The 25,670-nt window shown below is 41.1% G+C and carries 18 protein-coding genes; 12 read left to right on the forward strand and 6 right to left on the reverse strand.

What is annotated here, in order from left to right; genetic code table 11:
- The first annotated feature begins 27 nt into the window (after positions 1 to 27).
- Entirely contained in the window at positions 28 to 492 is a 465-nt protein-coding gene (gene tnpA / locus QM887_RS04825; RefSeq protein ID WP_414270763.1) for an IS200/IS605 family transposase, read from the forward strand.
- Between the two features lie 135 nt (positions 493 to 627).
- Here the strand turns inward: tnpA and QM887_RS04830 are convergent, their stop codons facing one another.
- The 5 genes from QM887_RS04830 to QM887_RS04850 all read right to left on the reverse strand — a co-directional run bounded on the left by QM887_RS04830 (position 628) and on the right by QM887_RS04850 (position 5,427).
- On the reverse strand, positions 628 to 1,263 hold the full coding sequence (locus tag QM887_RS04830; RefSeq protein WP_414270764.1) for a GNAT family N-acetyltransferase: 636 nt from the start codon (positions 1,261 to 1,263) through the stop codon (positions 628 to 630).
- Between the two features lie 243 nt (positions 1,264 to 1,506).
- On the reverse strand, positions 1,507 to 1,806 hold the full coding sequence (locus QM887_RS04835) for a DUF1827 family protein (protein WP_049528781.1): 300 nt from the start codon (positions 1,804 to 1,806) through the stop codon (positions 1,507 to 1,509).
- 63 nt (positions 1,807 to 1,869) lie between these two features.
- Positions 1,870 to 2,319: an NUDIX hydrolase gene (locus QM887_RS04840; protein WP_414270765.1), complete on the reverse strand. Its 450-nt coding sequence runs from the start codon at positions 2,317 to 2,319 to the stop codon at positions 1,870 to 1,872.
- 89 nt (positions 2,320 to 2,408) lie between these two features.
- On the reverse strand, positions 2,409 to 4,658 hold the full coding sequence (locus QM887_RS04845) for an AAA family ATPase (protein ID WP_414270766.1): 2,250 nt from the start codon (positions 4,656 to 4,658) through the stop codon (positions 2,409 to 2,411).
- Positions 4,659 to 5,196: 538 nt separating this feature from the next.
- On the reverse strand, positions 5,197 to 5,427 hold the full coding sequence (locus QM887_RS04850) for a DUF1797 family protein (RefSeq protein ID WP_000443576.1): 231 nt from the start codon (positions 5,425 to 5,427) through the stop codon (positions 5,197 to 5,199).
- 190 nt (positions 5,428 to 5,617) lie between these two features.
- Here QM887_RS04850 and QM887_RS04855 point away from each other — a divergent pair, with 190 nt between their 5' ends.
- The 6 genes from QM887_RS04855 (at position 5,618) to QM887_RS04880 (ending at position 18,400) form a co-directional block, all read left to right on the forward strand.
- On the forward strand, positions 5,618 to 6,301 hold the full coding sequence (locus tag QM887_RS04855) for an amino acid ABC transporter permease (protein ID WP_075229563.1): 684 nt from the start codon (positions 5,618 to 5,620) through the stop codon (positions 6,299 to 6,301).
- Positions 6,301 to 7,035 (forward strand): amino acid ABC transporter ATP-binding protein, encoded by a 735-nt coding sequence (locus QM887_RS04860; RefSeq protein ID WP_414270767.1) that lies wholly within the window; start codon positions 6,301 to 6,303, stop codon positions 7,033 to 7,035. The genes QM887_RS04855 and QM887_RS04860 overlap by 1 nt, the downstream gene beginning before the upstream one ends.
- A 137-nt stretch (positions 7,036 to 7,172) precedes the next feature.
- Complete coding sequence (locus QM887_RS04865) at positions 7,173 to 8,027, forward strand: bifunctional methylenetetrahydrofolate dehydrogenase/methenyltetrahydrofolate cyclohydrolase (protein WP_414270768.1); 855 nt, start codon at positions 7,173 to 7,175, stop codon at positions 8,025 to 8,027.
- 238 nt (positions 8,028 to 8,265) lie between these two features.
- Complete coding sequence (locus tag QM887_RS04870) at positions 8,266 to 16,440, forward strand: SIALI-17 repeat-containing surface protein (RefSeq protein ID WP_414270769.1); 8,175 nt, start codon at positions 8,266 to 8,268, stop codon at positions 16,438 to 16,440.
- Positions 16,441 to 16,718: 278 nt separating this feature from the next.
- Positions 16,719 to 17,540, forward strand: coding sequence for a phosphate ABC transporter ATPase (locus QM887_RS04875; protein WP_414270770.1), 822 nt, complete (start codon positions 16,719 to 16,721; stop codon positions 17,538 to 17,540).
- Between the two features lie 11 nt (positions 17,541 to 17,551).
- Positions 17,552 to 18,400: an NAD(P)H-hydrate dehydratase gene (locus tag QM887_RS04880; protein ID WP_414270771.1), complete on the forward strand. Its 849-nt coding sequence runs from the start codon at positions 17,552 to 17,554 to the stop codon at positions 18,398 to 18,400.
- 23 nt (positions 18,401 to 18,423) lie between these two features.
- Here the strand turns inward: QM887_RS04880 and QM887_RS04885 are convergent, their stop codons facing one another.
- Positions 18,424 to 18,609 (reverse strand): hypothetical protein, encoded by a 186-nt coding sequence (locus QM887_RS04885; protein ID WP_414270773.1) that lies wholly within the window; start codon positions 18,607 to 18,609, stop codon positions 18,424 to 18,426.
- A gap of 118 nt (positions 18,610 to 18,727) precedes the next feature.
- Between QM887_RS04885 and QM887_RS04890 the strand changes: the two genes are divergently transcribed.
- The 5 genes from QM887_RS04890 to gyrB all read left to right on the forward strand — a co-directional run bounded on the left by QM887_RS04890 (position 18,728) and on the right by gyrB (position 25,629).
- Positions 18,728 to 21,181, forward strand: a complete 2,454-nt coding sequence (locus QM887_RS04890; RefSeq protein WP_414270774.1) for a bifunctional DnaQ family exonuclease/ATP-dependent helicase — start codon at positions 18,728 to 18,730, stop codon at positions 21,179 to 21,181.
- Positions 21,182 to 21,213: 32 nt separating this feature from the next.
- Positions 21,214 to 22,437 (forward strand): FtsW/RodA/SpoVE family cell cycle protein, encoded by a 1,224-nt coding sequence (locus tag QM887_RS04895; RefSeq protein WP_075231562.1) that lies wholly within the window; start codon positions 21,214 to 21,216, stop codon positions 22,435 to 22,437.
- Positions 22,438 to 22,447: 10 nt separating this feature from the next.
- Positions 22,448 to 22,999 (forward strand): DJ-1 family glyoxalase III, encoded by a 552-nt coding sequence (locus QM887_RS04900; protein ID WP_075231563.1) that lies wholly within the window; start codon positions 22,448 to 22,450, stop codon positions 22,997 to 22,999.
- Positions 23,000 to 23,104: 105 nt separating this feature from the next.
- Entirely contained in the window at positions 23,105 to 23,668 is a 564-nt protein-coding gene (locus QM887_RS04905) for an HAD family hydrolase (protein ID WP_414270775.1), read from the forward strand.
- A 14-nt stretch (positions 23,669 to 23,682) separates the two neighbouring features.
- A complete protein-coding gene (gyrB, locus tag QM887_RS04910; RefSeq protein ID WP_075230418.1) occupies positions 23,683 to 25,629 on the forward strand; it encodes a DNA topoisomerase (ATP-hydrolyzing) subunit B in 1,947 nt (648 codons plus the stop codon).
- Positions 25,630 to 25,670 lie beyond the last annotated feature (41 nt).

Raw genomic sequence — 25,670 nt, forward strand, 5'->3', positions numbered from 1 at the left:
CCAATTGTAAAGCGAAAGGAGAAAAATATGGCTCAAAAAGCACATAGTTTATCACATACAAAATGGATGTGTAAATATCACATTGTGTTCACCCCTAAGTATAGACGAAAAGTGATCTATAATCAATATCGAAGTAGTTTGGGAGAAATATTCCATCGATTATGTAGTTATAAAGGTATTGAGATTATCGAGGGACACTTAATGCCTGATCATGTACATATGTTAGTAAGTATTCCACCTAGAATTAGTATTTCAAGTTTCATGGGATATTTGAAAGGTAAAAGCGCTCTAATGATGTTCGATAAACACGCAAATCTGAAATATAAGTTTGGAAATCGCCATTTTTGGGCAGAGGGATATTATGTGAGTACAGTTGGCCTCAATGAAGCCACAATAAAGAAATACATTCAGGAACAAGAGCGAAAAGATATTGCTTTAGATAAGTTGAGTGTAAAAGAATATGAAGATCCCTTTAGGGATAGTGGCAAGTAGTACATATGCCTCTTTGAGAGGCTTGTGACGAGTCAAATGCAATAAGGCTTGAACAAAGTGAAAGCCAGCGTCTTTAGGCGCTGGCTAGTTATCTGGGCTTATAGCCCTGGTACAAACCACCCGTTTGACGGGTGGTCATGATTTATTGATAGTCTTTAAAAAAGCCCAGTTCCCAATGGACTTAGTCCCATACTCTAACTCCATAAAATCTAGCAATACATAATCATTCTTTTTATAGAATGGAACATTTTTTTCTGTACTGGTAATGAGCCCTAAGCGCTTGCAGCCCTTGGATTTGACATAGGGCTCAACTGCGTCTCTAAGAAAAGCACTGCCCACACCTTGTCCTTTAACGGATGGATTGACTGCAAGGAGCATCAAATACCAGTCAAAGCTATTAGATTTTTTCAAATGTTCTTCGGAACGGTCTACTAAATCAAGATACTTCAAAAAATTTCGTGGGCTAATGTAGCGAAACAGTTTTATGACACCATTTAGCAAGTAAGATAAGATAGAAAAATCATTTTGTTGTAATAAGGCGACAGCTAGTATTTCTCCATCTTGTTCAGCTACTAAACAGGTCTCTTCTTTGATATAGAGGCGAGTAAGGAGACTCTCCAATAGTTCTAAAAAAGCAGGATAGTATTCAGGTTTCTTAAGATCATCTATGATTAGAGTTAAAAAAGGATAATCAAAGAAGCTGTCGGCCACCACTTTTCCAATTTTTTGATATTCGTCTAGTCTGGCTCTTCTATATATTATTTTTTCCATTTATAAGCTCCTTTTCCAATTCTCTAACATTATAACAAAACATATTAATTTTTTCGATAAAAATATTAAAGATTTACAGAAATATCTACCAATTTAGTAGTTTAGATGCTTCTCTAATAAAATATTGAAAAAACATTTATATTAATATATATTTATATAAATGGCTAGAGCAGATAAAAAGTACCCTATGGAGTTAGACATAATAATCTAACTTCATAGGGTGCTGTCTAATATGGCTAAGAATTATTTTGTAGGGATTGAAATTTCAATCAGCTTTTCAGAGTAGAGGGTCTTGATATTAGCTTCATCGATATTTTGCTTGTCAATCTTACGATTTAAGAAAAATTCTTGGATTTTCTCCATCTCTTTTTCTCGGATAGCGCGATGTTTATTTGAAATGAGGATTTCGTAATGAAGCGGTGCCTGGGTAAAAATAACATCTGTATTACCCGCAGAATAAACCTCTACAAGTGTTGCATCGGTGCTTTCTAACTGACTTTTAACAAGTTGCGAGTGTGAATTAGTAGTGTTGATGAGCTTCATAGGGTTTCCTCCTGAGTTTCTATGTCTATTATAGCACTTTTTGGAAAAATTGGGAAAGTTAATTTAAATTTGATGTTGTTTTTTCCAAGATTCGATAGCCCATTTATGACTTCCACGTTTGAGGTTAGCAATAGCTTCATCAATTGGGAACCAGGCTAGATGATTGAAGTCTTCCAAGGGTTTTTGAACTTCTTGGAAAGAGGTTGCTTCGTAGAGATAGGCTGGATTGTAGTAGTGAGTATCGCGATGGCTAGAATAAAAATACTCGTCAGCCTGACCATAATAGCTACCGATTTCAGCCGTAAAGCCTAATTCTTCAATCAATTCTCGTTTGAGAGCTTCAAAGTGGTCTTCACCTGCTTCAATCTTGCCACCAGGCAAGAACCAAGCACCATTTGGAGCTTGAACGAGGATAATCTTTTCATGTTTTGCATCAGGAATGACTGCATAAACACCGTAACGAGTCTTGTAGGTTACGCCCTCAATTTTCTCTCCAAATGTAGGATTTGTCATAAATGTCTCCTTCGTGATTGCGCTTTCTTTCTATCATATTAAAGAATGCTCTTACTGTCAAGTAAGAACATTCTTTTAGTATGAAGGAATTAGTCATTTGAATCAACTGTTTCCAATTTATTTTTTGATTTTATGATAATCTTACCATTGCTTGTCATGACTGCCTTGAAATCCTTCTCTCTAGGATTTTCAAGGTAGTAGTCAGTAATGGCATCTTCGATATAATCTTGAATGGTTCGACGGAGCGGGCGTGCTCCCATTTTAGGATCATAGCCAAGGTCTACAAGTTTTTCTTTGACCTTATCTGTAACATCCAAGTGGATACTATTGCTTGAAAGGCGCTTATTGACATCATCCAGCATAAGGTCAACGATTTGAAGGAGATTTTCCTTGCTGAGAGCCTTGAATTCGATTATCCCATCAAAGCGGTTCATGAATTCTGGACTAAAGAAGTTGCCTAATTCCCCAAGAACAGAGTTGGTACGACCTTCTCTAGCAGCACCAAATCCAACACTGGCTTCTGCCTTACCAGTACCTGCATTTGAAGTCATGATAATGATGGCATCCTTGAAGCTAACGGTACGCCCTTGACCATCTGTCAAGCGACCATCATCCAAGACTTGAAGAAACATATGCATAACGTCTGGATGGGCTTTTTCTACCTCGTCTAAGAGAATGAGAGAATAAGGATTGCGACGCACTTTCTCAGTCAGTTGTCCAGCTTCATCATAGCCTACGTATCCTGGAGGGGCACCGACGAGTTTAGCTACGCTGTGTTTTTCCATGTATTCGCTCATGTCAAAGCGAATCATACTATCAGCAGAACCAAAGAGTTCGATAGCTAATTGTTTAGAAAGCTCAGTTTTTCCGACGCCAGTTGGTCCGACAAAGAGGAAGCTGCCGATCGGACGATTTGGAGAACCAAGACCGACACGATTGCGGCGGATAGCTTTAGCGATTTTATCGACAGCATCGTCTTGGCCGATGACATGGGCTTTAAGGTCATTCGCTAAATTGATCAGTTGAGATTGTTCTTTTTCTTTGAGATCCCCAACTGGGATGTTGGTCTTTTGTTCGATGATGTGTTCAATCGTCTTTTCACTGATGATTGGAGTATCCTGGTCGGTTACCTTGGTCTTTTGCATTTCCTTATACTTGGCAATCTGATCACGGAAGTAGGCCGCTTTTTCAAAGTCTTCATCACGAGTTGCCTGAGTTTTAAGATTTTCTGCTTCGATTAGGCGTTGATCAATAACCTTAGGGTCGACGAAGTTTAAAGTAAGATTCATTTTAGAACCAGCTTCATCTAGAAGGTCGATGGCCTTGTCTGGTAAGAAACGGTCTTGGATGTAGCGGTTAGAAAGAGTAGCGGCAGCTTCGATAGCAGCATCGGTATAATGAACGTGGTGGTAATCCTCGTATTTCTTTTGAATACCTTTAAGGATAGTGATTGTTTCTTCCACTGTTGGTTCATCTACCTTAACAGGCTGCATACGTCGTTCTAAGGCGGCATCCTTTTCAATGATGCGGTATTCATTGAGAGTAGTAGCTCCAACAAGTTGGAGTTCACCGCGAGCAAGGGCTGGTTTGAGGATATTTCCTGCATCCATATTGCCATCTCCTGCAGATCCAGCTCCAACAATCTCATGAATCTCGTCAATGAAGAGGATGATATCATCGCGTTTGCGAATTTCCTCCATGAGTTTTTGCATGCGTTCTTCAAACTGACCACGAATACCTGTGCCTTGAACTAGGCTAACAACGTCTAAACGAATGACTTCTTTGCCTTGAAGCTTATGGGGAACATCACCATCAACAATTTTTTGAGCCAAGCCTTCGACAACAGCTGTCTTACCAACACCGGGCTCACCGATGAGGACAGGGTTGTTTTTGGTTCTACGGTTAAGAATTTCAATGACGCGGATGATTTCCTCGTCACGACCGATAACAGGGTCAACATTTCCACGACGAGCAATCTCAGTTACATTGATACCGTACTCTTCCAAGAGTCCTTTTTCTTGGTTAGGTGGAGGAGTTTGAACTGGCCCACGATTTTGAGGGCCGTAACCACCATTACCTCCGTAACCGCCACCTGACTGGGTTGGAGGAATATTGTTGTTAGAAGAAGGTCTAAAGTTATTCAAATCGTTGAAGAAGTCTCCAAAGGGATCAAAATCATGGTTGTTTAAATCTGTAATTCCTTTAAATAAGCTATTGTTAGGATCAGTTTTGATAATTTTGTAGCAATTTTGACAGAGATCGATTTGCTTTTGTTGACCATTGAGATTGGTATAAAGATGGATTGTTGAGTCATTGATTTTGCAGTTTTGACAGAGCATACCGCCACCTCATTTCTTTCTTAGCACTGACTAAATCTGAAAGGTCAAAAATAGTCAAATGACTGTATAGTTTCATTATATCATGATTATTGGGCAATTCAAGTAAAAAGATTAGGTATTAGCACTTTTGATAATAGAGTGCTAATGTTTTTGAAATCTTATAAACTAGGTCAGCATCACTTGAGTTAGTCTTTTTACGGATCGCATCAGTCTTTTTCTAATTTAAAAGTAAAAATAAGAGCTACTTCTAGCTAATTTTTGAATTTTCATTGAGTTCGCTTAAATATAGTTAAGTCTTGAGTATAAGAAAAAATCCTATTTGCAGTACAAAAAGGATTCTCGTTAGTGAAGAGGCTGGGACAAAAGTCCTAGCCTCTCAATTCTCTTTTGATTGTCGAGCAAGACGCAGTGGTTGAATAGGCTCTACTACGCTGATTTCATCAGCTTTTACAGCCCTACTCAACTGTGCGGAGGTGGGACGACGAAATCGAATTCTAACGAATTACCGATTTTTGTCCCACTCTCTGTATATCTATCATTAGTATAGAAGTTCGTAGATTTCCATCGCAATCAAGTCGATGCTATCAAAAGTATATGTTTCACGAGCTTCAACATCACGAAGAGTAAAGATTGGGCCATTTTCTTCATCATGGTTAAAAGCAACTTCAGCTACAACAACTCCCTCGCGCTCAAAGTTACGTTTTAAGTTACCACCATCTTTTGTCATTGCTTCTAGGCGGTTGATGATTCTAACCAAATGTGATTCCATTTTGATTCTCCTCCATTTCTTATCTTTACTATTTTACCATAAAGAGTATCTACTTGACTAGAAAAAACTAAGATTTCTCGCTATTTCTGTTTTCTTTGAAATTTTATTGAAAATATCAGGAAAAGATGTTGAATTTTTATACACAATATGTTATACTCATACAAGTTTTAAGTTAGAAAGTAGTGTATCTATGAATTTTTCTTTTTTACCTAAATATCTACCATATTTTAACTATGGTGCCCTCGTAACAGTCTTGATCTCTGTTTTAGTTGTCTTTTTTGGGACAATTTTGGGTGTGCTCCTAGCCTTTGCTCAACGTTCAAAAATCAAACCTCTAGCATGGATTGCCAATATTTATATCTGGATTTTCCGTGGAACACCTATGATGGTCCAGATTATGATTGCATTTGCGCTCATGAGTATTGATGCACCTACGATTCAGTTTGGGATTTTAGGGATTGAGCTTTCTCGGTTAATTCCAGGGATTATCATCATTTCAATGAATAGTGGTGCCTACGTATCAGAAACAGTTCGAGCTGGGATTAATGCAGTTCCAAAAGGACAATTAGAAGCAGCCTATTCGCTAGGAATTCGTCCTAAAAATGCTATGCGCTATGTCATTCTCCCACAGGCAATCAAGAATATCTTGCCAGCCTTGGGGAATGAGTTCATCACCATTATTAAGGATAGCTCGCTCTTGTCAGCTATTGGTGTTATGGAGTTGTGGAATGGAGCTACTACAGTGTCAACGACTACTTACCTGCCCTTAACACCACTCTTATTTGCAGCCTTTTACTACTTAATTATGACATCTATCTTGACAATGGCTTTGAAGGCTTTTGAAAATCGTATGGGACAAGGAGATAAGAAATAATGACAGAAACGCTAATTAAAATTGAAGACCTCCATAAAAACTTTGGCAAAAATGAAGTGCTCAAGGGCATTAACCTAGAAATCAAACAGGGTGAGGTAGTGGTCATTATCGGACCGTCAGGTAGCGGTAAGTCAACCCTCCTTCGTTCAATGAATCTCCTCGAAGAAGCTACTAAAGGAAAGGTTATCTTTGAAGGAGTAGACATTACGGATAAGAAGAATGACCTTTTTGCCATGCGTGAAAATATGGGAATGGTTTTCCAACAGTTCAATCTCTTTCCAAATATGACAGTAATGGAAAACATCACGCTTTCTCCTATCAAGACCAAAGGGGAAAGTAAGGAAGTTGCTGAGAAGATAGCGCATGAGCTCTTGGAAAAGGTTGGTTTACCAGATAAGGCAGATGCTTATCCACAAAGTTTATCTGGTGGGCAGCAACAACGTATCGCTATTGCTCGTGGTCTTGCCATGGAACCAGATGTCCTACTTTTTGATGAACCGACTTCTGCCCTAGACCCAGAAATGGTAGGGGAAGTACTAGCGGTTATGCAAGAACTTGCTAAGTCAGGAATGACTATGGTCATCGTGACGCATGAGATGGGCTTTGCGCGTGAAGTGGCAGACCGTGTCATCTTTATGGCTGACGGTGTTGTTGTCGAAGATGGAACTCCAGAGCAAGTCTTTGAACAAACCCAAGAACAAAGAACCAAGGATTTCTTGAGTAAGGTTTTGTAAAATATCGTTTATTAGAAAAGCTCCAAGTGGGCTTTTTCTTATAGTTTCAGACTATAAGGACTCTTAGGTAAGAAGTGTTAGAGGGACAAGTATATTTTTGATATAATAGAAGATATTTGTTAGAAAAGAGAAAACACATGACACAGATCATTGATGGGAAGGCCTTGGCGGCCAAGTTACAGGGACAATTGGCTGAAAAGACTGCGAAATTGAAAGAAGAGACGGGATTGGTGCCTGGTTTGGTGGTTATTTTGGTTGGGGACAATCCAGCCAGTCAGGTTTACGTTCGTAACAAGGAACGTTCAGCTATTGCAGCAGGATTCCAGAGTGAAGTTGTGCGAGTTCCTGAAACAATTACCCAAGAGGAATTGTTGGATTTGATTGCCAAATACAATCAAGATCCAGCTTGGCATGGGATTTTGGTGCAGTTACCATTACCAAAACACATCGATGAAGAGGCTGTTCTACTAGCCATTGATCCAGAAAAGGATGTGGATGGTTTTCATCCGCTCAACATGGGACGTCTTTGGTCTGGTCACCCAGTTATGATTCCTTCAACTCCTGCCGGGATTATGGAAATGTTTCATGAGTATGGGATTGAACTAGAAGGTAAGAATGCTGTCGTTATTGGTCGTTCCAATATTGTTGGGAAACCCATGGCCCAGTTACTGTTGGCTAAGAATGCAACTGTAACCTTGACCCACTCACGAACTCATAACCTTGCTAAGGTAGCTTCTAAAGCTGATATTCTTGTGGTAGCAATCGGTCGTGCCAAATTTGTGACTGCTGACTTTGTTAAACCTGGGGCTGTTGTTATTGATGTGGGGATGAACCGAGATGAAAATGGCAAGCTTTGTGGCGATGTTGACTATGAGGCTGTTGCACCAATTGCTAGTCATATCACCCCCGTACCTGGTGGAGTTGGGCCTATGACCATTACCATGCTGATGGAGCAAACTTATCAAGCTGCATTGCGTAGCTTGGATAGATAGAACAAGCATTTATTCTAGATAGTGAAGAAACAAGTTCTAAAAAGTGAACTTGTTTTTTTCTTGCACTTATTTTAATAAAATTACAGTAAAACTTCTACAAATTATTGAAAAAACTCTACTATTTTGATATATTAAAAGCATCAATATTTATATGGATAAAATAAGTAAGCGTCTAGAGGGAGGTTTATTTTTTGAAGCAAAATGTAATCGCTTACTAGAACATTGGAAAGGAACAATAATGGATAAGAGATTTTTTGAAAGACGGTGTCATTATAGTATTCGTAAATTTGCCATTGGTGCGGCTTCGGTTATGATTGGAGCTAGTATATTTGGTCTTCAGGTGGCTCAAGCTGCTGAAACTGAAACAACTAGTTCCAGCGAGGAAACAATTCACCAAGTTCAACCTTTAGATAAGCTTCCAGATGATCTTGCTGCAGCCATTGCAAAAGCTGAGCAAAATGGCCCACAAGATTCCGCTACTGAAGAAGAAGGAAATGATGCGGATGAATCCGCAAAACCAGCAACTGAAGAAAAGGTGACTGAGGCAACAAGTCCTAAGGAAAAAAAGGAAGCGGAAGTAGTTAGTCCTAAGGAAGAAAAAACTGAAAAACCTGCTACTGAAGTGGATGGGAAAGAGTCTACAGTTTCAGAAGCAAGTGCTGAAAAGCCAGTAGTTCGAGAAGAACATACAGATACAACTAACCAGAATAAACCTGTAACGGACGATAAAAGCAAGGAAGAAAAAGCTTCTGCAAGTGAATCACCTCAAGCCACAAAAGAAAAGGAAAAAGAAAATCAGCTCCTTGAAGAAAGAAAACAAAATTTCAACAAAGACTGGTATTTTAAACTAAACGCTCAAGGTGACTTTTCTAAGAAAGATGTGGATGTTCATGACTGGTCTAAGTTGAACCTTCCTCATGACTGGAGTATCTATTTTGATTTTGATCACAAGTCTCCTGCTCGAAATGAGGGTGGTCAATTAAACGGGGGTACTGCCTGGTATCGTAAGACCTTCACGGTTGACGAAGCTGCCAAGGACAAGGATGTTCGGATCAACTTTGATGGTGTCTACATGGACTCTAAGGTCTATGTAAATGGTAAATTTGTAGGTCATTATCCAAGTGGTTACAATCATTTTTCATACGATATTACTGAATTTTTAAATAAAGATGGTAGTGAAAATACTATTGCTGTCCAAGTTACCAATAAGCAGCCAAGTAGTCGTTGGTACTCAGGAAGTGGTATCTATCGCGATGTGACTTTAAGCTATCGTGATAAGGTACAAGTTGCTGAAAATGGAAATCATATTACAACTCCAAAACTAGCTGAACAAAAAGATGGCAATGTTGAAACACAAATCCAAAGCAAGATCAAAAATACTGCCAAGACTTTAGCCAAGGTATTTGTGGAGCAACAGATTTTTACTAAGGAAGGTAAGGCTGTTTCAGATTTGGTTCGTTCTGTAACTAAGAGTCTAGCAGGAAATGAGACAGCTGACTTTAAGCAAACGATTTTGGTTAATAAGCCAACCCTCTGGACAACCAAAAGCTACCATCCTCAGCTCTATGTTCTGAAAACCAAGGTTTATAAAGAAGGTCAGCTAGTTGATGTAACAGAAGATACTTTTGGTTACCGTTATTTTAACTGGACAGCCAAAGAAGGATTCTCTTTGAACGGTGAGAGAATGAAATTCCATGGGGTTAGTATCCACCATGATAACGGTGCCTTGGGAGCAGAAGAAAATTATAAGGCAACTTATCGTAAATTAAAACTCCTGAAAGATATGGGAGTTAACTCTATCCGTACAACCCACAATCCAGCAAGTCCACAGTTGCTCGACGCTGCGGCAAGTCTAGGACTTTTGGTGCAAGAAGAAGCCTTTGATACTTGGTATCGTGGCAAGAAAACGTATGACTATGGACGTTTCTTTGACCAAGATGCAACTCACCCAGAAGCCAAGAAGGGTGAGAAGTGGTCTGATTTTGACCTCAGAACCATGGTCGAACGTGATAAAAATAATCCATCTATCGTTATGTGGTCACTCGGTAACGAAGTTGATGAAGCAGATGGTGGTGAGCGTTCGCTAGAAACAGCCAAGCGTTTGAAAGCCATCATCAAAGCAATCGATACAGAACGCTATGTGACCATGGGGGAAAATAAATTTAGTCGTAGGTCTACAGGCTTGTTCTTAGAATTGGCAGCAATCATGGATGCTGTTGGTATGAACTATGGGGAACGGAATTATGATGCGGTTCGTAAGGAACATCCAGATTGGTTGATTTATGGTTCTGAAACCTCTTCAGCGACTCGAACTCGAGATTCTTATTTTGATCCTGCTCATTTACTCTGGCACGACAATCGCCCAAATCGTCACTATGAACAATCAGACTATGGTAATGACCGTGTAGCCTGGGGTAGAACAGCTACTGAATCTTGGACTTTTGACCGTGATCGTGCTGGCTATGCAGGTCAGTTCATCTGGACTGGTTTCGACTATATCGGTGAACCTACACCTTGGCATAACCAGGATAATACACCAGTGAAAAGCTCTTACTTTGGTATTATTGATACGGCAGGATTGCCTAAGAATGATTTCTATTTATACCGTAGTGAGTGGTATAGTGCCAAAGAAAAACCAACTGTTCGTATCATGCCTCACTGGAATTGGACAGAAGAAACGCTCAAGGAACGTAATATGCTGGTCAATGGCAAGGTTCCAGTTCGGACCTTCTCAAATGCCGCTAGCGTAGAATTGTTCTTGAACAATGAGTCCCTCGGTAAGAAAGAATTTGTTAAGAAAAGAACTGAAGATGGGCGCCCTTATCACGAGGGAGCTAAACCAAGTGAATTGTATCTTGAGTGGTTGGTTGACTATAAACCAGGTACCTTAACTGCTATTGCTCGTGATGAAAATGGAAAAGAGATTGCGCGTGATAGTGTGACAACAGCAGGGGAGCCAGCTAGAGTTCGTCTCACCAAGGAAGAGCATGTCATCACTGCAGATGGCAAAGATTTGTCTTATATCCATTATGAAATCGTTGATGAAGACGGCAATGTTGTACCAACTGCCAATAATCTTGTTCATTTCAATCTTCATGGCCAAGGCCAAATCGTTGGTGTGGACAATGGGGAACAAGCTAGCCGTGAACGTTATAAGGCTCAGAAAGATGGTACATGGCAAAGAAAAGCCTTCAATGGTAAAGGTGTTGTCATTGTAAAATCTACTGAAAAAGAAGGTAAATTCACTCTTTATGCGGATTCTGCAGGCTTGGCTTCAGATCAGGCAACAGTCACAACCGTTTCAGGCAAGAAAGAAAATCGTCACTTTGTAGCCTATGCTCCAGTTAAGGCAAGAACTGATGTCAGCGAGGATCCAAAATTGCCAGAGACTGTGACAGCTATTTATAGCGATGGTAGTGTCGAAGAAAAAGCTGTGACTTGGGACATCCCAGAAGATCTCCTTTCAAGTGCTGGTGAGAAAAAAGTCCTTGGTAGTGTGGAAGGACTCGAAGCCAAGGCTGAAGCCCTTGTTAAGGTGGTTGCACTCGATAAGTGGTTGCCTAAAGTTGCGACTGTCCCAGTGGGAACAGCAGCAGAAGATTTGGATAAAACTGTAACGGCTGTTTTGTCAGATGGTAACTTGGTTGATGCGGATGTCGTTTCTTGGACCTTGAAAGATCCTGATGCCTTGACAAAAGAAGGTGGACGTACTGAAGCAACTGGTAAATTAGTTGGAAATGACTACGAGGTGACAGCAACCTTTATCGCAAGTGATCAGGAAACAGAAAGTACTGTTACAGGTCTCACAGTTGGAGATAAGACTCTTGAAAACTTTGAGTCTGGAAAGACCTACTACCGAGTATCCCTTCCTTATACTGCTAAAATCCCAAGTGTTGGTGCAGAAACTACTGGCTATCAGGTAACAGTTCAACAAGCTTCAGCAGCTAATGATTATCAGGCTTCTGTATTCTTGAGTGACCAGAAGGGCGATTTGGTTCAAACATATTTGATTCAATTCGTGAAGGAAGCTCCTGCCTTGACACGCTTGGAAGTAAGTGTAGAAGGTAAAGAAAATGCAACAGAAGATCAAGTCCTCCCTTATCATGTCATTGGACATTACGAAGATGGTTCACAGAGTGAATTTTCAGCATCAGATATCCATTTGGAAGCTAAGTCAGCTGATGGTGCTCATCTTGAGGTGAATGGTCAGAACTTGCTTCTTTACAAGAAAGGTAGTGTAACCCTCACTCCTCGTATTGACAATCAAACTGATAAGACTCAGTCTGTAGCAACTGAACTGGTCATCAAAGAAAATACAGTAGACAAGAAAATTGTCAAACTTCATCCTGTTTCTATCTCTACAGATATCAATCAGCAACCGAATTTGCCTGATCAAATCGGAGCAGAATTTGATAAGGGCTTGCCTCGTAAGGTAGCTGTAACTTGGGACAAGGTAGATGCAAAAGATTTGAGCTACTATCATAGCTTTACCCTTAAAGGTCATGTAGAAGGCACAGATATTGAAGCTCTTGCCAATGTGACTGTAGAAGGTTTGCAGGTTGCTGAGGAAATCAGTTTAACTCTACCTAAGGGTGAAACGGTTCAATTACCTGCTAGTGTTCGTGCTTATCATTCTAATGGAACAACTGTCTATAAAGATGTCCTTTGGGATAAGGTTCCTGAAAACTTTAGTCAGACTGAAGGCATCTATGAAATCAAGGGTCAATTAGTGGGTAGCCATCTAACTACCAAGGCCCATGTCCGTGTTTCTAGTCAAGTTGTTGCTGGAAATAATATCTCTAAACAGTGGACTGGTTCTCAATTGCCAGCTGCTATTGTATCCAATACGGGTGGTGATGATTCGGCAAGTACCCTGAACGACTTGACAGTTTCAAGAGCCAGTACAGATGTTAAGAATCGATGGACTACATGGCAAACAGGTACTGATAATGACTGGGCATCTATCTTGTTTGGTAACTCTGGTGATTTGACCAAGCGCTTTGTCGACAATCTATCAGTTGATTTCTATACAGACGGGGCAATCGGACTTCCAAAAGAATATGTTATTGAATACTATGTCGGTCAAGAAGTTCCAGATCTTCCAAATGATGTCAATAATGCTCAACGTGATACCAACCATCCATTCAACAATGCTGCCAACTGGAAAGAAGTTGAACATCTCAAAGCTCCAGGACAATTATCTGCAGGTCAAACAAACCACTTTACATTTGATAAGGTTGAAACTTATGCTGTTCGTATGCGTATGAAGAAAGCAGATGGAACTGCTGGTGTCGGTTTGACAGAAATCACTATTTTAGGAAGTAAGGTTCCAAGTGCTACCAGCTCAGAAATTTCTATCCAAGTAGATGGTAAGAAGCTTGAGCATTTCAATCCGTCTAAGACAGATTATTATATTCCTCAAGCAAGCAAGGAAATCACTGCAACAGCCAGCAACAACGGTGTGGTGACAGTTGTTCCTGCAACAAGTGAAAAAGGTGCGACACGCCTTATCTTGAAAGCAGAAGACGGAACCATCTTGAAAGAATATCGCATCTTCCGTGATGATGAAAAAGAAACAACACAACCAGTAGCTACGGAAAATAGTGCTCAGACCTTGAATGTTGGTGATCAACTTCAATTGCCTGCCGAAGTAACGGTCTACTATCCATCACAGACTGGCTGGGTTAAAGCTAACCTTGCTGTCCAATGGGATGCAGTTCCAGAACATGCGACTGCCCAAGAAGGTAACTTTGAAGTGCTTGGTCATGTTCTAGGAACAGACTTAACAACCAAGATGCAAGTAACAGTTGTTACAAAAGGTAATCAAGTTATCTCAGAAAATGCAAGCAATAATGCGACAGATTCTAAAGCCTTTGCATCTACTACAAATGATACACAAGCAGCTTCTCGGGATAAAATTTTCTATATCAACGATGGTCACTTTAACGAAGATGGACGTTGGACTAACTGGTCTCGTACTCCGAAAGATCAAGAAACATCTGTGGGAATTCTCTTTAAGAAGAATGGTCAGATTACACCTCAGTCTGTTGGAAAAGTAGCTATTCAGTTCTTTAAGGACAGTGGAACAGACGCACCAGCGACAATGGTATTAGAAAGATATGTTGGGCCTGCCTATACAGAACCAAGCACTATTTCTCGCTATGAAGAGAATGCGGATCATCCATTTAACAAGGCAGAGAACTGGCAAGAAATTCCTTATAAGGCGTCTGGAGAAATCGTGGCTGGTAAGCCAATCGAATTTACCTTTGATCCAATTCAGACAACAGCTATTCGAGCACGCATGACTCGTAAATCGACAACTAATGGTCTAGCAATGGTTGAGTTTAGTGCTTACTCTCCTGCTAAAGCAAACGATGTGGAAACTCCTTCAGTGACTATTTCGGTTGCTGGAAAAGCATTGGAAAATTTTGATCCTGAGGTATCAGATTATACAGTGAACTTAAATGGCACTAAACCACAGGTGACTGCTCAAGCAAGTGGTCACGGTGTGACAACGGTTGTTGAGTCTAGTCAGGATAACCTTCCTAGCCTTGTTCGTCTTCTTGCTAAGGATGGTAGTCTTGTCAAGGAATATCGTATTCACTTCAAGCCTAGTCACCGTATAGTTCCTGAAGAAGGTGACCAAAGTCCTGTTCTCGAACGACCAAGTTTAGAAGTTGTCAAGACCGAAATTCCATTTAAGGAAATTATTCGTGAAAACAATGACTTAGCTCAAGATGAACGTCGTGTAATCTCAGAAGGTAAGAAGGGTGAAAGAGTTGATTATGTTGAGGTTCTAGGATCTAACCGTACCACTGTTCATACAGATACGACTGAGGCGCAAGATCGAGTTGTTGAAGTCAAGGTCAAACCAGCCATTACTACAAGTAAGGGTGATGAGCCAGCTCCAGTGGTAGAAGTCCCAGAATTTGAGGGCGGAGTCAATGCAGTAGAAGCAGCTAAGAACGAGTTACCAGAATACACAGACGCAATCGGGACAGCAGGTGATGAGCCAACTCCAGTGGTAGAAGTCCCAGAATTCAAGGGCGGTGTTAACGCAGTAGAAGCAGCTAAGCATGAATTGCCAGAATACACAGATGCAATCGGGACAGCAGGTGAAGAGCCAGCTCCGGTAGTAGAAGTCCCAGAATTTGAAGGTGGTGTCAATGCAGTAGAAGCCGCTAAGAATGAATTGCCAGAATACACAGAGGCAATCGGCACAGTAGGCGACGAGCCAGCACCAGTAGTAGAAGTCCCAGAATTCAAGGGTGGTGTCAATGCAGTAGAAGCCGCTAAGCATGAGTTGCCAGAATACACAGACTCAATCGGGACAGCAGGTGAAGAGCCAGCACCAGTAGTAGAAGTCCCAGAATTTGAAGGTGGTGTCAATGCAGTAGAAGCCGCTAAGAATGAATTTCCAGAATACACAGAGGCAATCGGCACGGTAGGTGACGAACCAGCTCCAGTAGTAGAAGTCCCAGAATTTGAGGGCGGCGTCAATGCAGTAGAAGCCGCTAAGAATGAATTACCAGAATATACAGATGCAATCGGCACAGTAGGTGACGATCCAGCTCCTGTAGTAGAAGTGCCAGAATTTGAAGGTGGTGTCAATGCAGTAGAAGCCGCTAAAAATGAGTTGCCAGAGTACACAGAAGCAATCGGCACAGTAGGCGACGATCCAGCTCCTGTAGTAGAAGTGCCAGAATTTGAAGGTGGTGTCAATGCAGTAGAAGCTGCTAAGAACGAAGCCCCAGAATTTACAGGTGGCGTTAATGCTGTGGAAGCAGCCAAGAACGAGCTGCCAGAATACACAGGAACATTGGCTACAGTGGGAAATGAGCCAGCCCCAAGTGTGGAAAAACCAACTGCAGAGGTTCAAATCTTATCTGATAAGGAAACTGGAGTTCTGGTAGCAGGGCTATCTCAAGACTTGGATGCTAATCTCAAGCTTCAAGTTCAAAAGGTTCTACGCCAAGAATTAGCTGGTAAGCAATACGATGCTTATCAAGTGAAATTGCTAGATAAAGATAACCAAATGGTTGATCCAAAGGGTGCAGTTCTAGTGAGATTGCCAGTCAAGGGTCAGGTTCAAGAGGTTTATCACATGAGCTTAGATCAAGGCTTGCAGGTTCAAAAGGTGACGTTAGTAGGTGACACAGTTGAATTTGTCACCAAAGATCTAGGACTTTATGCGATTGTCTATAAAGAACAAAATCAAGAACCAGTAAAACCAGTAGAACTAGATCATAGCCCAGCAACTCAGGGTGAGGTCCTTGAAAATGCTTCAGGAAAAGCAAGTTCAGCAAGACTTCCAGAAACAGGTGAAAGTCGATCTGATACAGCTGCCTTCCTAGCAAGTCTCAGTCTTGTTTTATCAGTGGCTTTACTAACTGTTAAACGTAAAGAAAAGTAAGGTTGAAAACTCCCAGCTCTAAAAAAGCTAATCGTTATAAATGAAGAGGCTGGGACAAAAGTCCTAGCCTCTCAATTGTCTTTGGATTGTCGAGCAAGACGCAGTGGTTGAGTGGGCTCTACTACGCTGATTTCATCAGCTTTTACAGCCCTACTCAACTGTGCGGAGGTGGGACGACGAAATCGAATTCTAACGAATTACCGATTTCTGTCCCACTCTCTTTATTAATTGGGTAGTGAGGTGTATAATTGAAGTAAGAGAATGTGAGGAGAAGGACCATGATTGTAAAAGTTTGTAATGCAGATTTTAGTCTCCAGTGGGATGGGATCTATCAATTTGCTCTTGAAAACTATCCTCAGATTCAAGAATGGGAATTGGAGAAGCTAGCAAAGTTTATTGCTTACGAACAGGACCATCATCGTCAGACCATTGTGGAATGTAAGAATCATGAATTAAATATACAAATTTATGATTACTTGCAAGAGCATAGCTTTTTTCCTCCCTACAGACCAAGTCATCGCCTTGTAGCTTCTACCTATGATATCCAGAGGAAGTTGGTTACCTCAGATTATTGTAGTCATACTTGTACAGTTGAGGTGGCTCAGGCTATTTTTCAGACTGGAAAACTCATGTCGGCGGTAAAAGTATTTGGTAAAAGTGGGGCTGAGCTAGTTACAGATAGTCGTAATGCAGCTTCTGATCCAGCAGACTATTTTGACTATATCATGTTCGGATGGTCTAATACGACTTCGGGTTACCGACTCGCTATGGAGCGTTTGTTAGGAAGGGCACCTTCTGAGGAGGAATTGCAAGAAAAGTTCATTCCTGGCGTTAGTTTTCATTTTCTGTATGAAGAATTAATTCAAGCACCAGGTTATATCTTTGATGGCTATCATGTTGCGAAGGTAAGAGATAGTTTAGATTTGGATACCTTTCTTCATTTGTGTGTTATTCCTTCAAAAGATAAGGCTTGTTTTGAAGGTTTGATTCCTTGTCAATTACAAGATAGAGTGATTTACCTAGACTATGAGGGAGAAGGGTTACAGGCTTGGAATACCAAGGTTAATCAAGTACTAAATAGTAAGGATAAGTTGAAGTGAAGGAGTAGTGTATGAAAGAGATTGATCAAGCTCTATTGAAAAAAGTGATCATCGAGCGTTCTCGTTCTAGTCATAAGGGAGACTATGGGCGTCTTCTCTTGATCGGGGGAACTTATCCCTATGGGGGAGCGATTATTATGGCTGCCTTAGGGGCTGTTAAAAGTGGCGCAGGATTGGTGACAGTAGCAACGGATAAAGAGAATATTCCAGCTCTGCATAGCCATCTGCCGGAGGCTATGGCTTTTACTCTTGACGATAAGCAATTGCTTGAGCAACAGTTGCCGAAAGCTAATATTGTCTTGCTTGGACCTGGACTAGTGGATGATGAGCGTGGAGAAGAGCTTCTTCAAACAGTCTTTCATCGTTCAAATCAAGACCAGACTCTCATACTGGATGGTGGTGCCTTATCCATTTTTGCTAAGACGGAAATGAAATTCCCCAAAGCCCAGCTTGTTTTAACTCCTCACCAGAGGGAATGGCAAGTCTTGTCAGGCTTAGATTTGGATTCCCAAGGAAGCAAGGAAACAGGAGAGGCTTTGATGAGTTTTCCTTCAGGAACGATTTTGGTTCAAAAAGGTCCAGCTACTCGAATCTGGCAAGCTGGACAAGTTGATTGTTATCAGCTGAGTGTCGGTGGCCCCTATCAGGCAACTGGAGGAATGGGTGATACTCTGGCTGGGATGATTGCCGGTTTTGCTGGTCAATTCCCACAAGTTAGCCTCTATGAAAGGGTCGCAGTAGCGACTTATTTGCACTCAGCAATTGCCCAAGAACTGGCTGAGGACAATTTTGTAGTTCTGCCAACAACGATCAGTCAACATATCCCAGCCTTCATGAAGAAAATACAAAAAGACACCTGAGGTTTTCAGGTGCCTTTTGACTATTAGAAGAGGTCTTTGACCTTATCAACAAGATTACCGATTCCTTCTGATCCTGAAATCAAACTTTGAGCCTGACTAAGGTATTCACCGAGCTGGTCCTTATTTTCTTCGACAAAGGTTTTTGCTGCAGCCAAATCTTTTTTCTCGATTAGCTCCTTTACTTGATTAAACAAATCTAATGGGTTCATGATGTCCCTCCTTTTCTACATTTCTATTCAATCATTTTTTAGAAAAACTTGCAAGAAACTTGACCCTTCCAATAAAGTTCATGGATGTCAAATTGTGTAAATTTTGATATAATTTTTAATGATGAATTTTAGAAATGATCGGTACGTGGTCGTGGATTTAGAGGCGACTAGTACCGGAAGCAAGGCAAAAATTATCCAAGTAGGAATCGTGGTCATTGAAAATGGCGAGATTGTTGACCAATTTGCAACGGATGTCAATCCCCATGAACCCTTGGATACTCATATCAAAGAATTAACGGGCTTGACCGATCAGCGACTAGCAGAGGCACCGGAGTTTTCTCAGGTGGCTGGAAAAATTTTTGACTTGGTCAAGGACGGTGTTTTTGTTGCGCACAATGTCCAGTTCGATGCTAATTTGTTGGCAGAATTCCTCTTTTTTGAAGGCTATGAATTGCGCACTCCCCGTATCGATACAGTGGAGTTGGCCCAGGTATTTTATCCTCAGCTTGAAAAATACAATCTGGGGATTCTCTGTCAAGAGTTGGGAATTTCACTAGAAAAAGCCCATACTGCCTTATCAGATGCCCAAGCAACAGCAGAGCTCTTTCTTTGTATGCGACAAAAAATGTTTCAACTGCCAAAAGGCTTATTGGAGCGCTTGTTAAGTTTGTCAGATGGTTTATTATATGAGTCTTATCTGGTCATCGAGGAAGTTTATCAGAGGCAGTCCATCCTAGTTGAACATGACCTGGTAGAAGTGCAAGGTTTATTTTTAAGAAAAGAAAAACCAGCCCTTTCTCCACGCAAACTCTCAAAAGATTTCCAAACCAATATTGCCTTGTTGGATTTGGAACATAGAGCTCCACAAGCTAGCTTTTCTCAAAAAGTTCAAGATTTTCTACAGAATGAGAAAATTGCTTTTGTGCAAGCTCAGACTGGAATTGGGAAAACCTACGGCTATTTGTTACCCGCTTTATCACTAGAAAACGAAAAAGGAATCCTTCTCAGTGTTCCTACTAAAGTTCTACAAAATCAAGTCATGCAAGAAGAGGCTCGTAGATTGGAAGAGGTCTTTCACCTTTCGATTCATAATCTTAAAGGACCACAGAATTATCTAAAACTAGATGCCTTTCATCATGCACTAGAGGAAGAAGAGTCCAATCGCTTGTACACACGTTTTAAGATGCAACTTCTAGTTTGGTTGACCGAAACAGAAACTGGAGATTTGGATGAGATTGGACAACTTTATCGCTACCAGCAGTTTTTACCAAACTTGGTGCATGATGGTAATCTTCCCAAAGCTTCTCTCTTTTGGTTAGAGGATTTTTGGAGACGGGGGCAGAAAAAAGCTCGCTCTTGCCAGCTACTTGTGACAAATCATGCTTATCTCGTTACCCGACTTGAGGATGATCCCAGTCTACTAGAGGGCCGTCTCTTGATTTTGGATGAGGCCCAGAAGATCTTACTAACTTTGGAAAGTCTTTTACAAAAGAGTTTCGTTTTAAACGACATAGTAGACCAGCTAGATCAAGCTCTAGTTCGAGAAGAAGGGACGCTTCAGAGACGCTTGATGGAGAGTATTCGCTTTGAGCTTTGTCATTTGATGGACCAGTTCCTATCTGGCAAACGAAGAATGTGCCCTGCGACAACAATGGCACAACTCCAACAGGATTTCTCAGAGTTAGAAGTTCAAGGTTTTCAGGATTGTCAGCGATTTTTCTGCACGGATGGAGAATTTTGGCTATCAGCCTCAGACTTGTCTAGCAAGAAGGTTGTCATTTCTTCCAGTCGCAATCAACGTCTACTCTTTTCTGAGATTTTTCCAGAGAGTTGTCAACTCTTAGCTGTCTCTGCAACCTTGGAAATTAGTAGCAGAGTGACTTTACCAGAACTAATGGGATTCCCGCATGCAGCCTTTGACAGACTGGATGAGAATTTTCAAGAAAATCAAGAAATTTTGGTTGTTAAGGATTTTCCATTGGTGACTGAAATCTCTCAAGAAGACTATGCTCATGCTCTTGTAGAAGTGCTGGAAGATTTGTCTTACCTTGAAGAGCCCATGCTCGTTTTATTCACTTCAAAAGACCTTTTGTTGCAGGTATCAGATTCTTTATCTCTTTCTCATCTAGCCCAGTATAAGAACGGAGATCCTGCTCAACTCAAGAAACGATTTGAAAGAGGAGACTCTCAACTCTTACTAGGGACAGGAAGTTTTTGGGAGGGAGTTGATTTTGCAACTCACCCTCGAGTGATTGAAGTGGTGACACGCCTGCCCTTCCAAAATCCAGAAGATCCCTTTACGAAAAAAATGAATCAGGAACTGCGTCTTGAAGGGAAAAATCCTTTCTATGACTATCAACTGCCAATGGCTATTGTTCGCCTCAAACAAGCGATAGGTAGAACCATGCGTCGTCTTGGACAACGCTCCTCTGTCCTGATCTTGGATAGCCGAATGACAAGCAAGCGATATGGAAAGCAGATTGGCAAGGCCTTGTCACAGACTAGTCGAGTCAGAGAAGTTGGCAAAGAGCAAATATTCTCAAAAGTTCAAGAATTTTTACACAAAAAATAAAATAAACATCTGAAAGAATGAAGGAGACCTTTATGAAACGTTCTCTCGACTCTCGAGTCGATTATAGTTTGATTCTACCAGTATTCTGTTTGCTGGTGATTGGAGTGGTAGCTATTTACATTGCTGTTAGCCATGACTATCCACATAATATCTGGCCTATTCTCGGTCAGCAACTAGCTTGGATTGTCTTGGGAATTGTTATCAGCTTTGTAGTCATGTTCTTTAATACAAAATTTTTATGGCAGGCGACTCCCTATCTCTACGCCCTAGGTCTAGTCCTCATGGTCTTACCCTTGGTTTTCTACAACCCTAGTTTGGTCGCAGCAACAGGGGCAAAAAACTGGGTGTCAATCGGTGGAGTGACACTTTTCCAGCCTTCTGAATTTATGAAAATTTCCTATATTTTGATCTTGGCTCGGGTCATTGTTCAATTCACACAGAAACACAAGGAAAGTGAACGAACGATTCCTTTAGACTTCCTCTTGATACTGTGGATGATTATCTTCACGCTACCAGTCTTAGGTTTACTGGCCCTGCAGAGTGACTTAGGAACGGCCTTGGTCTTTGTCGCAATCTTTGCGGGACTGGTCTTGCTTTCTGGGGTATCATGGAAAATCATCATTCCAATTTTTGTAACAGCTGTATCGGGAATTGCAGGATTTTTGGCAATTTTCATCACAAAAGATGGGCGTGCTTTCATACATCAAATCGGGATGCCAACCTATCAGATTAACCGTATCCTTGCCTGGCTCAATCCATTTGATTATGCACAAACGACCACCTATCAACAGGCCCAAGGGCAAATCGCCATCGGTAGTGGAGGTCTGTTTGGTCAAGGATTTAATGTATCCAATCTCCTTATTCCCGTTCGTGAGAGTGATATGATTTTTACAGTTATTGCAGAAGATTTTGGTTTTATCGGCTCTGTCCTTGTAATTACACTTTATCTCCTACTGATCTATCGAATGTTAAAAATCACTCTGAAGTCCAATAACCAATTTTATACCTACATTTCAACTGGATTTATTATGATGCTCTTGTTCCATATTTTTGAAAATATTGGGGCGGTGACAGGCCTACTACCTCTGACAGGGATTCCTTTGCCGTTCATTTCCCAAGGGGGATCAGCCATTATCAGTAATCTGATTGGTGTCGGTCTGCTTCTATCTATGAGTTATCAAACGCATCTAGCCGATGAAAAGAGCGGTAAGACAAGATTTAAACGGAAGAAAGTTGTTTTGAAAAAAGTTAAATAAGGAGTAAATCATGGCTAAAGTTGCAGTTATCTTAGCAGATGGCTTTGAAGAAATCGAAGCCCTAACAGTTGTGGACGTATTACGTCGTGCTAATATTACTTGTCATATGGTTGGTTTTGAAGCCCAAGTGACGGGATCACATGCCATTCAGGTACAAGCTGATCGTGTGTTTGATGGTGATTTATCTGACTACGACATGATTGTCTTACCAGGGGGCATGCCAGGATCAGCAAATTTACGCGATCATGAACTTTTGATTGCTGAACTTCAAAAATTTGAGCAAGTCGGTAAAAAAGTAGCAGCCATCTGTGCAGCACCAATTGTTCTGAATCGGGCTGGTCTCCTTAAAGATAAAGAGTTCACCTGCTACGATGGTGTTCAAGAGCAAATTGCTGATGGTCACTATCGCAAGGAAACAGTTGTTGTCGACGGTCAGTTAACAACTAGTCGCGGTCCAGCTACTGCCCTTGCCTTTGCTTATAACCTAGTGGAACAACTTGGTGGCGATGCAAATGGTTTGAGAGAAGCTATGCTTTATCGTGATGTATTTGGTTTAGATTAAGTGAAACGAGAAGAATCTGTCTATTAAAGGATTCTTCTCGTTTTTTACTGTTAAAATAGAAGGAAATCGTCGCTTTTTTCATAAAAAAATGCTATAATGAAGGGTATGAAATATCACGATTACATTTGGGATTTAGGTGGAACTCTACTTGATAATTATGAGACTTCGACCGCGGCTTTTGTGGAAACATTAGCTCAATTTGGAATCGAAGAAGAACATGATAAAGTTTACAATGCCTTGAAAGTGTCAACCGCTTTTGCGATTGACCGTTTTGCCCCAACAATAGAGAATTTTTTAGAAAAATACAAGGAAAACGAAGCGCGAGAGCTTGAACATCCTGCCTTATTTGAGGGAGTACCTGCTTTATTGGAGGAAATCTCAGACCAGGGAGGACGGAACTTTTTAGTTTCGCATCGTAATGACCAAGTTTTGGAAATCCTTGAAAAGACTGGAATTTCCAGCTATTTTACAGAGGTGGTAACAGCTAGTTCTGGCTTCAAGAGAAAACCCAATCCAGAGTCAATGATTTATTTGCGAGATAAGTACAAGATAAGCTCTGGCATCGTTATTGGTGATCGACCTATAGATATTGAAGCTGGACAAGCAGCTGGCTTAACGACACATCTCTTTGAAAATATCGTGACATTGAGACAAGTATTAGACATGTAAGAAAAAGGAAAAAAATGACAGAAGAAATCAAAAAACAACAGGCACAGGATTATGATGCCAGTCAGATTCAAGTTTTGGAAGGTCTGGAAGCCGTTCGTATGCGTCCTGGTATGTATATCGGATCAACTGCCAAAGAAGGACTTCATCACCTTGTCTGGGAAATTGTAGATAACTCTATCGATGAGGCCTTAGCAGGATTTGCTAGCCACATCCAAGTCTTTATTGAACCAGATAATTCGATTACGGTTGTCGATGATGGACGTGGGATTCCAGTTGATATCCAAGAAAAAACTGGTCGACCTGCTGTTGAGACAGTCTTTACCGTTCTTCACGCTGGAGGTAAATTCGGCGGAGGCGGATACAAGGTTTCAGGTGGACTCCACGGTGTAGGTTCATCCGTTGTAAATGCCCTCTCAACTCAATTAGATGTTCATGTTCATAAAAATGGAAAAATCCATTATCAAGAATACCGTCGTGGGCATGTAGTAGCAGACCTTGAAGTGGTCGGTGATACGGATCGTACTGGAACAACCGTTCACTTCACACCAGATCCAGAGATTTTTACAGAAACGACTGAGTTTGACTTTGACAGATTAAACAAACGGGTGCAGGAACTTGCTTTCCTTAACCGTGGTCTTCAGATATCTATTACAGATAAACGAGAAGGTCAAGAGCAAACCAAACATTACCACTACGAAGGTGGGATTGCTAGCTACGTTGAGTACATCAATGAAAACAAGGATGTCATTTTTGAAAACCCAATCTACACAGATGGTGAAATGGATGACATCACAGTAGAAGTTGCTATGCAGTACACAACGGGCTACCATGAAAATGTCATGAGTTTCGCCAACAACATCCATACCCATGAAGGTGGAACCCATGAACAAGGTTTCCGTACAGCCTTAACTCGTGTCATTAACGACTACGCTCGTAAAAACAAACTCCTCAAAGACAATGAAGATAATCTAACAGGTGAGGATGTCCGTGAAGGATTGACTGCTGTTATCTCTGTGAAGCATCCAAACCCACAGTTTGAAGGACAAACAAAGACCAAGCTTGGAAATAGCGAAGTTGTAAAGATCACTAATCGTCTCTTTAGTGAAGCATTTTCAGACTTCTTGATGGAAAATCCTCAGATTGCTAAACGCATCGTAGAAAAAGGGATTTTGGCTGCGAAAGCGCGTGTTGCTGCCAAGCGTGCGCGTGAAGTGACCCGTAAGAAGTCAGGTTTAGAAATTTCAAACCTTCCAGGGAAGTTAGCAGATTGTTCCTCAAACAATCCAGCTGAAACTGAACTTTTCATCGTCGAAGGAGACTCAGCGGGAGGTTCTGCAAAGTCTGGTCGTGACCGTGAATTCCAAGCAATTTTACCAATCCGCGGTAAAATCCTCAACGTCGAAAAGGCCAGCATGGATAAAATCCTAGCCAATGAAGAAATCCGTAGCCTTTTCACAGCTATGGGAACAGGCTTTGGTGCGGAATTTGATGTCAGCAAGGCACGTTATCAAAAACTCGTCATCATGACGGATGCCGATGTCGATGGAGCCCATATCCGTACCCTCTTGTTAACCTTGATTTATCGTTATATGAAACCCGTCTTAGAAGCAGGTTATGTTTATATCGCCCAACCACCAATTTACGGTGTTAAGGTCGGCAGTGAAATTAAAGAATACATCCAACCTGGGGCAGATCAAGAAATTCGTCTCCAGGAAGCCTTGGCTCGCTATAGTGAAGGTCGTGCCAAACCAACTATTCAGCGATATAAAGGTCTTGGAGAAATGGATGATCATCAGCTTTGGGAAACAACTATGAATCCTGAACACCGTCTCATGGCGCGTGTATCAGTGGATGATGCTGCAGAAGCAGATAAAATCTTTGATATGCTGATGGGTGACCGTGTAGAACCACGTCGAGAATTTATCGAAGAAAATGCTGTTTACAGTACGCTTGACGTCTAAAAAAATTGGGAAATAGTTCCCATGGTTTGAAAAATATGATA

It is taken from the genome of Streptococcus infantis (genome assembly GCF_047460875.1).
Lineage (GTDB): Bacteria > Bacillota > Bacilli > Lactobacillales > Streptococcaceae > Streptococcus > Streptococcus infantis_AA.

Excerpts from the sequence above, each read along its gene's own strand:
- QM887_RS04850 (WP_000443576.1), bottom strand. The coding sequence starts at position 5,427 with ATGGAATCACATTTGGTTAGAATCATCAACCGCCTAGAAGCAATGACA.
- QM887_RS04840 (WP_414270765.1), bottom strand. The coding sequence starts at position 2,319 with ATGACAAATCCTACATTTGGAGAGAAAATTGAGGGCGTAACCTACAAG.
- QM887_RS04830 (WP_414270764.1), bottom strand. The coding sequence starts at position 1,263 with ATGGAAAAAATAATATATAGAAGAGCCAGACTAGACGAATATCAAAAA.
- tnpA (WP_414270763.1), top strand. The coding sequence starts at position 28 with ATGGCTCAAAAAGCACATAGTTTATCACATACAAAATGGATGTGTAAA.
- QM887_RS04900 (WP_075231563.1), top strand. The coding sequence starts at position 22,448 with ATGGCTAAAGTTGCAGTTATCTTAGCAGATGGCTTTGAAGAAATCGAA.
- QM887_RS04905 (WP_414270775.1), top strand. The coding sequence starts at position 23,105 with ATGAAATATCACGATTACATTTGGGATTTAGGTGGAACTCTACTTGAT.
- QM887_RS04865 (WP_414270768.1), top strand. The coding sequence starts at position 7,173 with ATGACACAGATCATTGATGGGAAGGCCTTGGCGGCCAAGTTACAGGGA.
- QM887_RS04890 (WP_414270774.1), top strand. The coding sequence starts at position 18,728 with ATGATGAATTTTAGAAATGATCGGTACGTGGTCGTGGATTTAGAGGCG.
- QM887_RS04875 (WP_414270770.1), top strand. The coding sequence starts at position 16,719 with ATGATTGTAAAAGTTTGTAATGCAGATTTTAGTCTCCAGTGGGATGGG.
- QM887_RS04895 (WP_075231562.1), top strand. The coding sequence starts at position 21,214 with ATGAAACGTTCTCTCGACTCTCGAGTCGATTATAGTTTGATTCTACCA.
- QM887_RS04880 (WP_414270771.1), top strand. The coding sequence starts at position 17,552 with ATGAAAGAGATTGATCAAGCTCTATTGAAAAAAGTGATCATCGAGCGT.
- QM887_RS04855 (WP_075229563.1), top strand. The coding sequence starts at position 5,618 with ATGAATTTTTCTTTTTTACCTAAATATCTACCATATTTTAACTATGGT.
- QM887_RS04835 (WP_049528781.1), bottom strand. The coding sequence starts at position 1,806 with ATGAAGCTCATCAACACTACTAATTCACACTCGCAACTTGTTAAAAGT.
- QM887_RS04885 (WP_414270773.1), bottom strand. The coding sequence starts at position 18,609 with ATGAACCCATTAGATTTGTTTAATCAAGTAAAGGAGCTAATCGAGAAA.
- QM887_RS04860 (WP_414270767.1), top strand. The coding sequence starts at position 6,301 with ATGACAGAAACGCTAATTAAAATTGAAGACCTCCATAAAAACTTTGGC.
- gyrB (WP_075230418.1), top strand. The coding sequence starts at position 23,683 with ATGACAGAAGAAATCAAAAAACAACAGGCACAGGATTATGATGCCAGT.
- QM887_RS04870 (WP_414270769.1), top strand. The coding sequence starts at position 8,266 with ATGGATAAGAGATTTTTTGAAAGACGGTGTCATTATAGTATTCGTAAA.
- QM887_RS04845 (WP_414270766.1), bottom strand. The coding sequence starts at position 4,658 with ATGCTCTGTCAAAACTGCAAAATCAATGACTCAACAATCCATCTTTAT.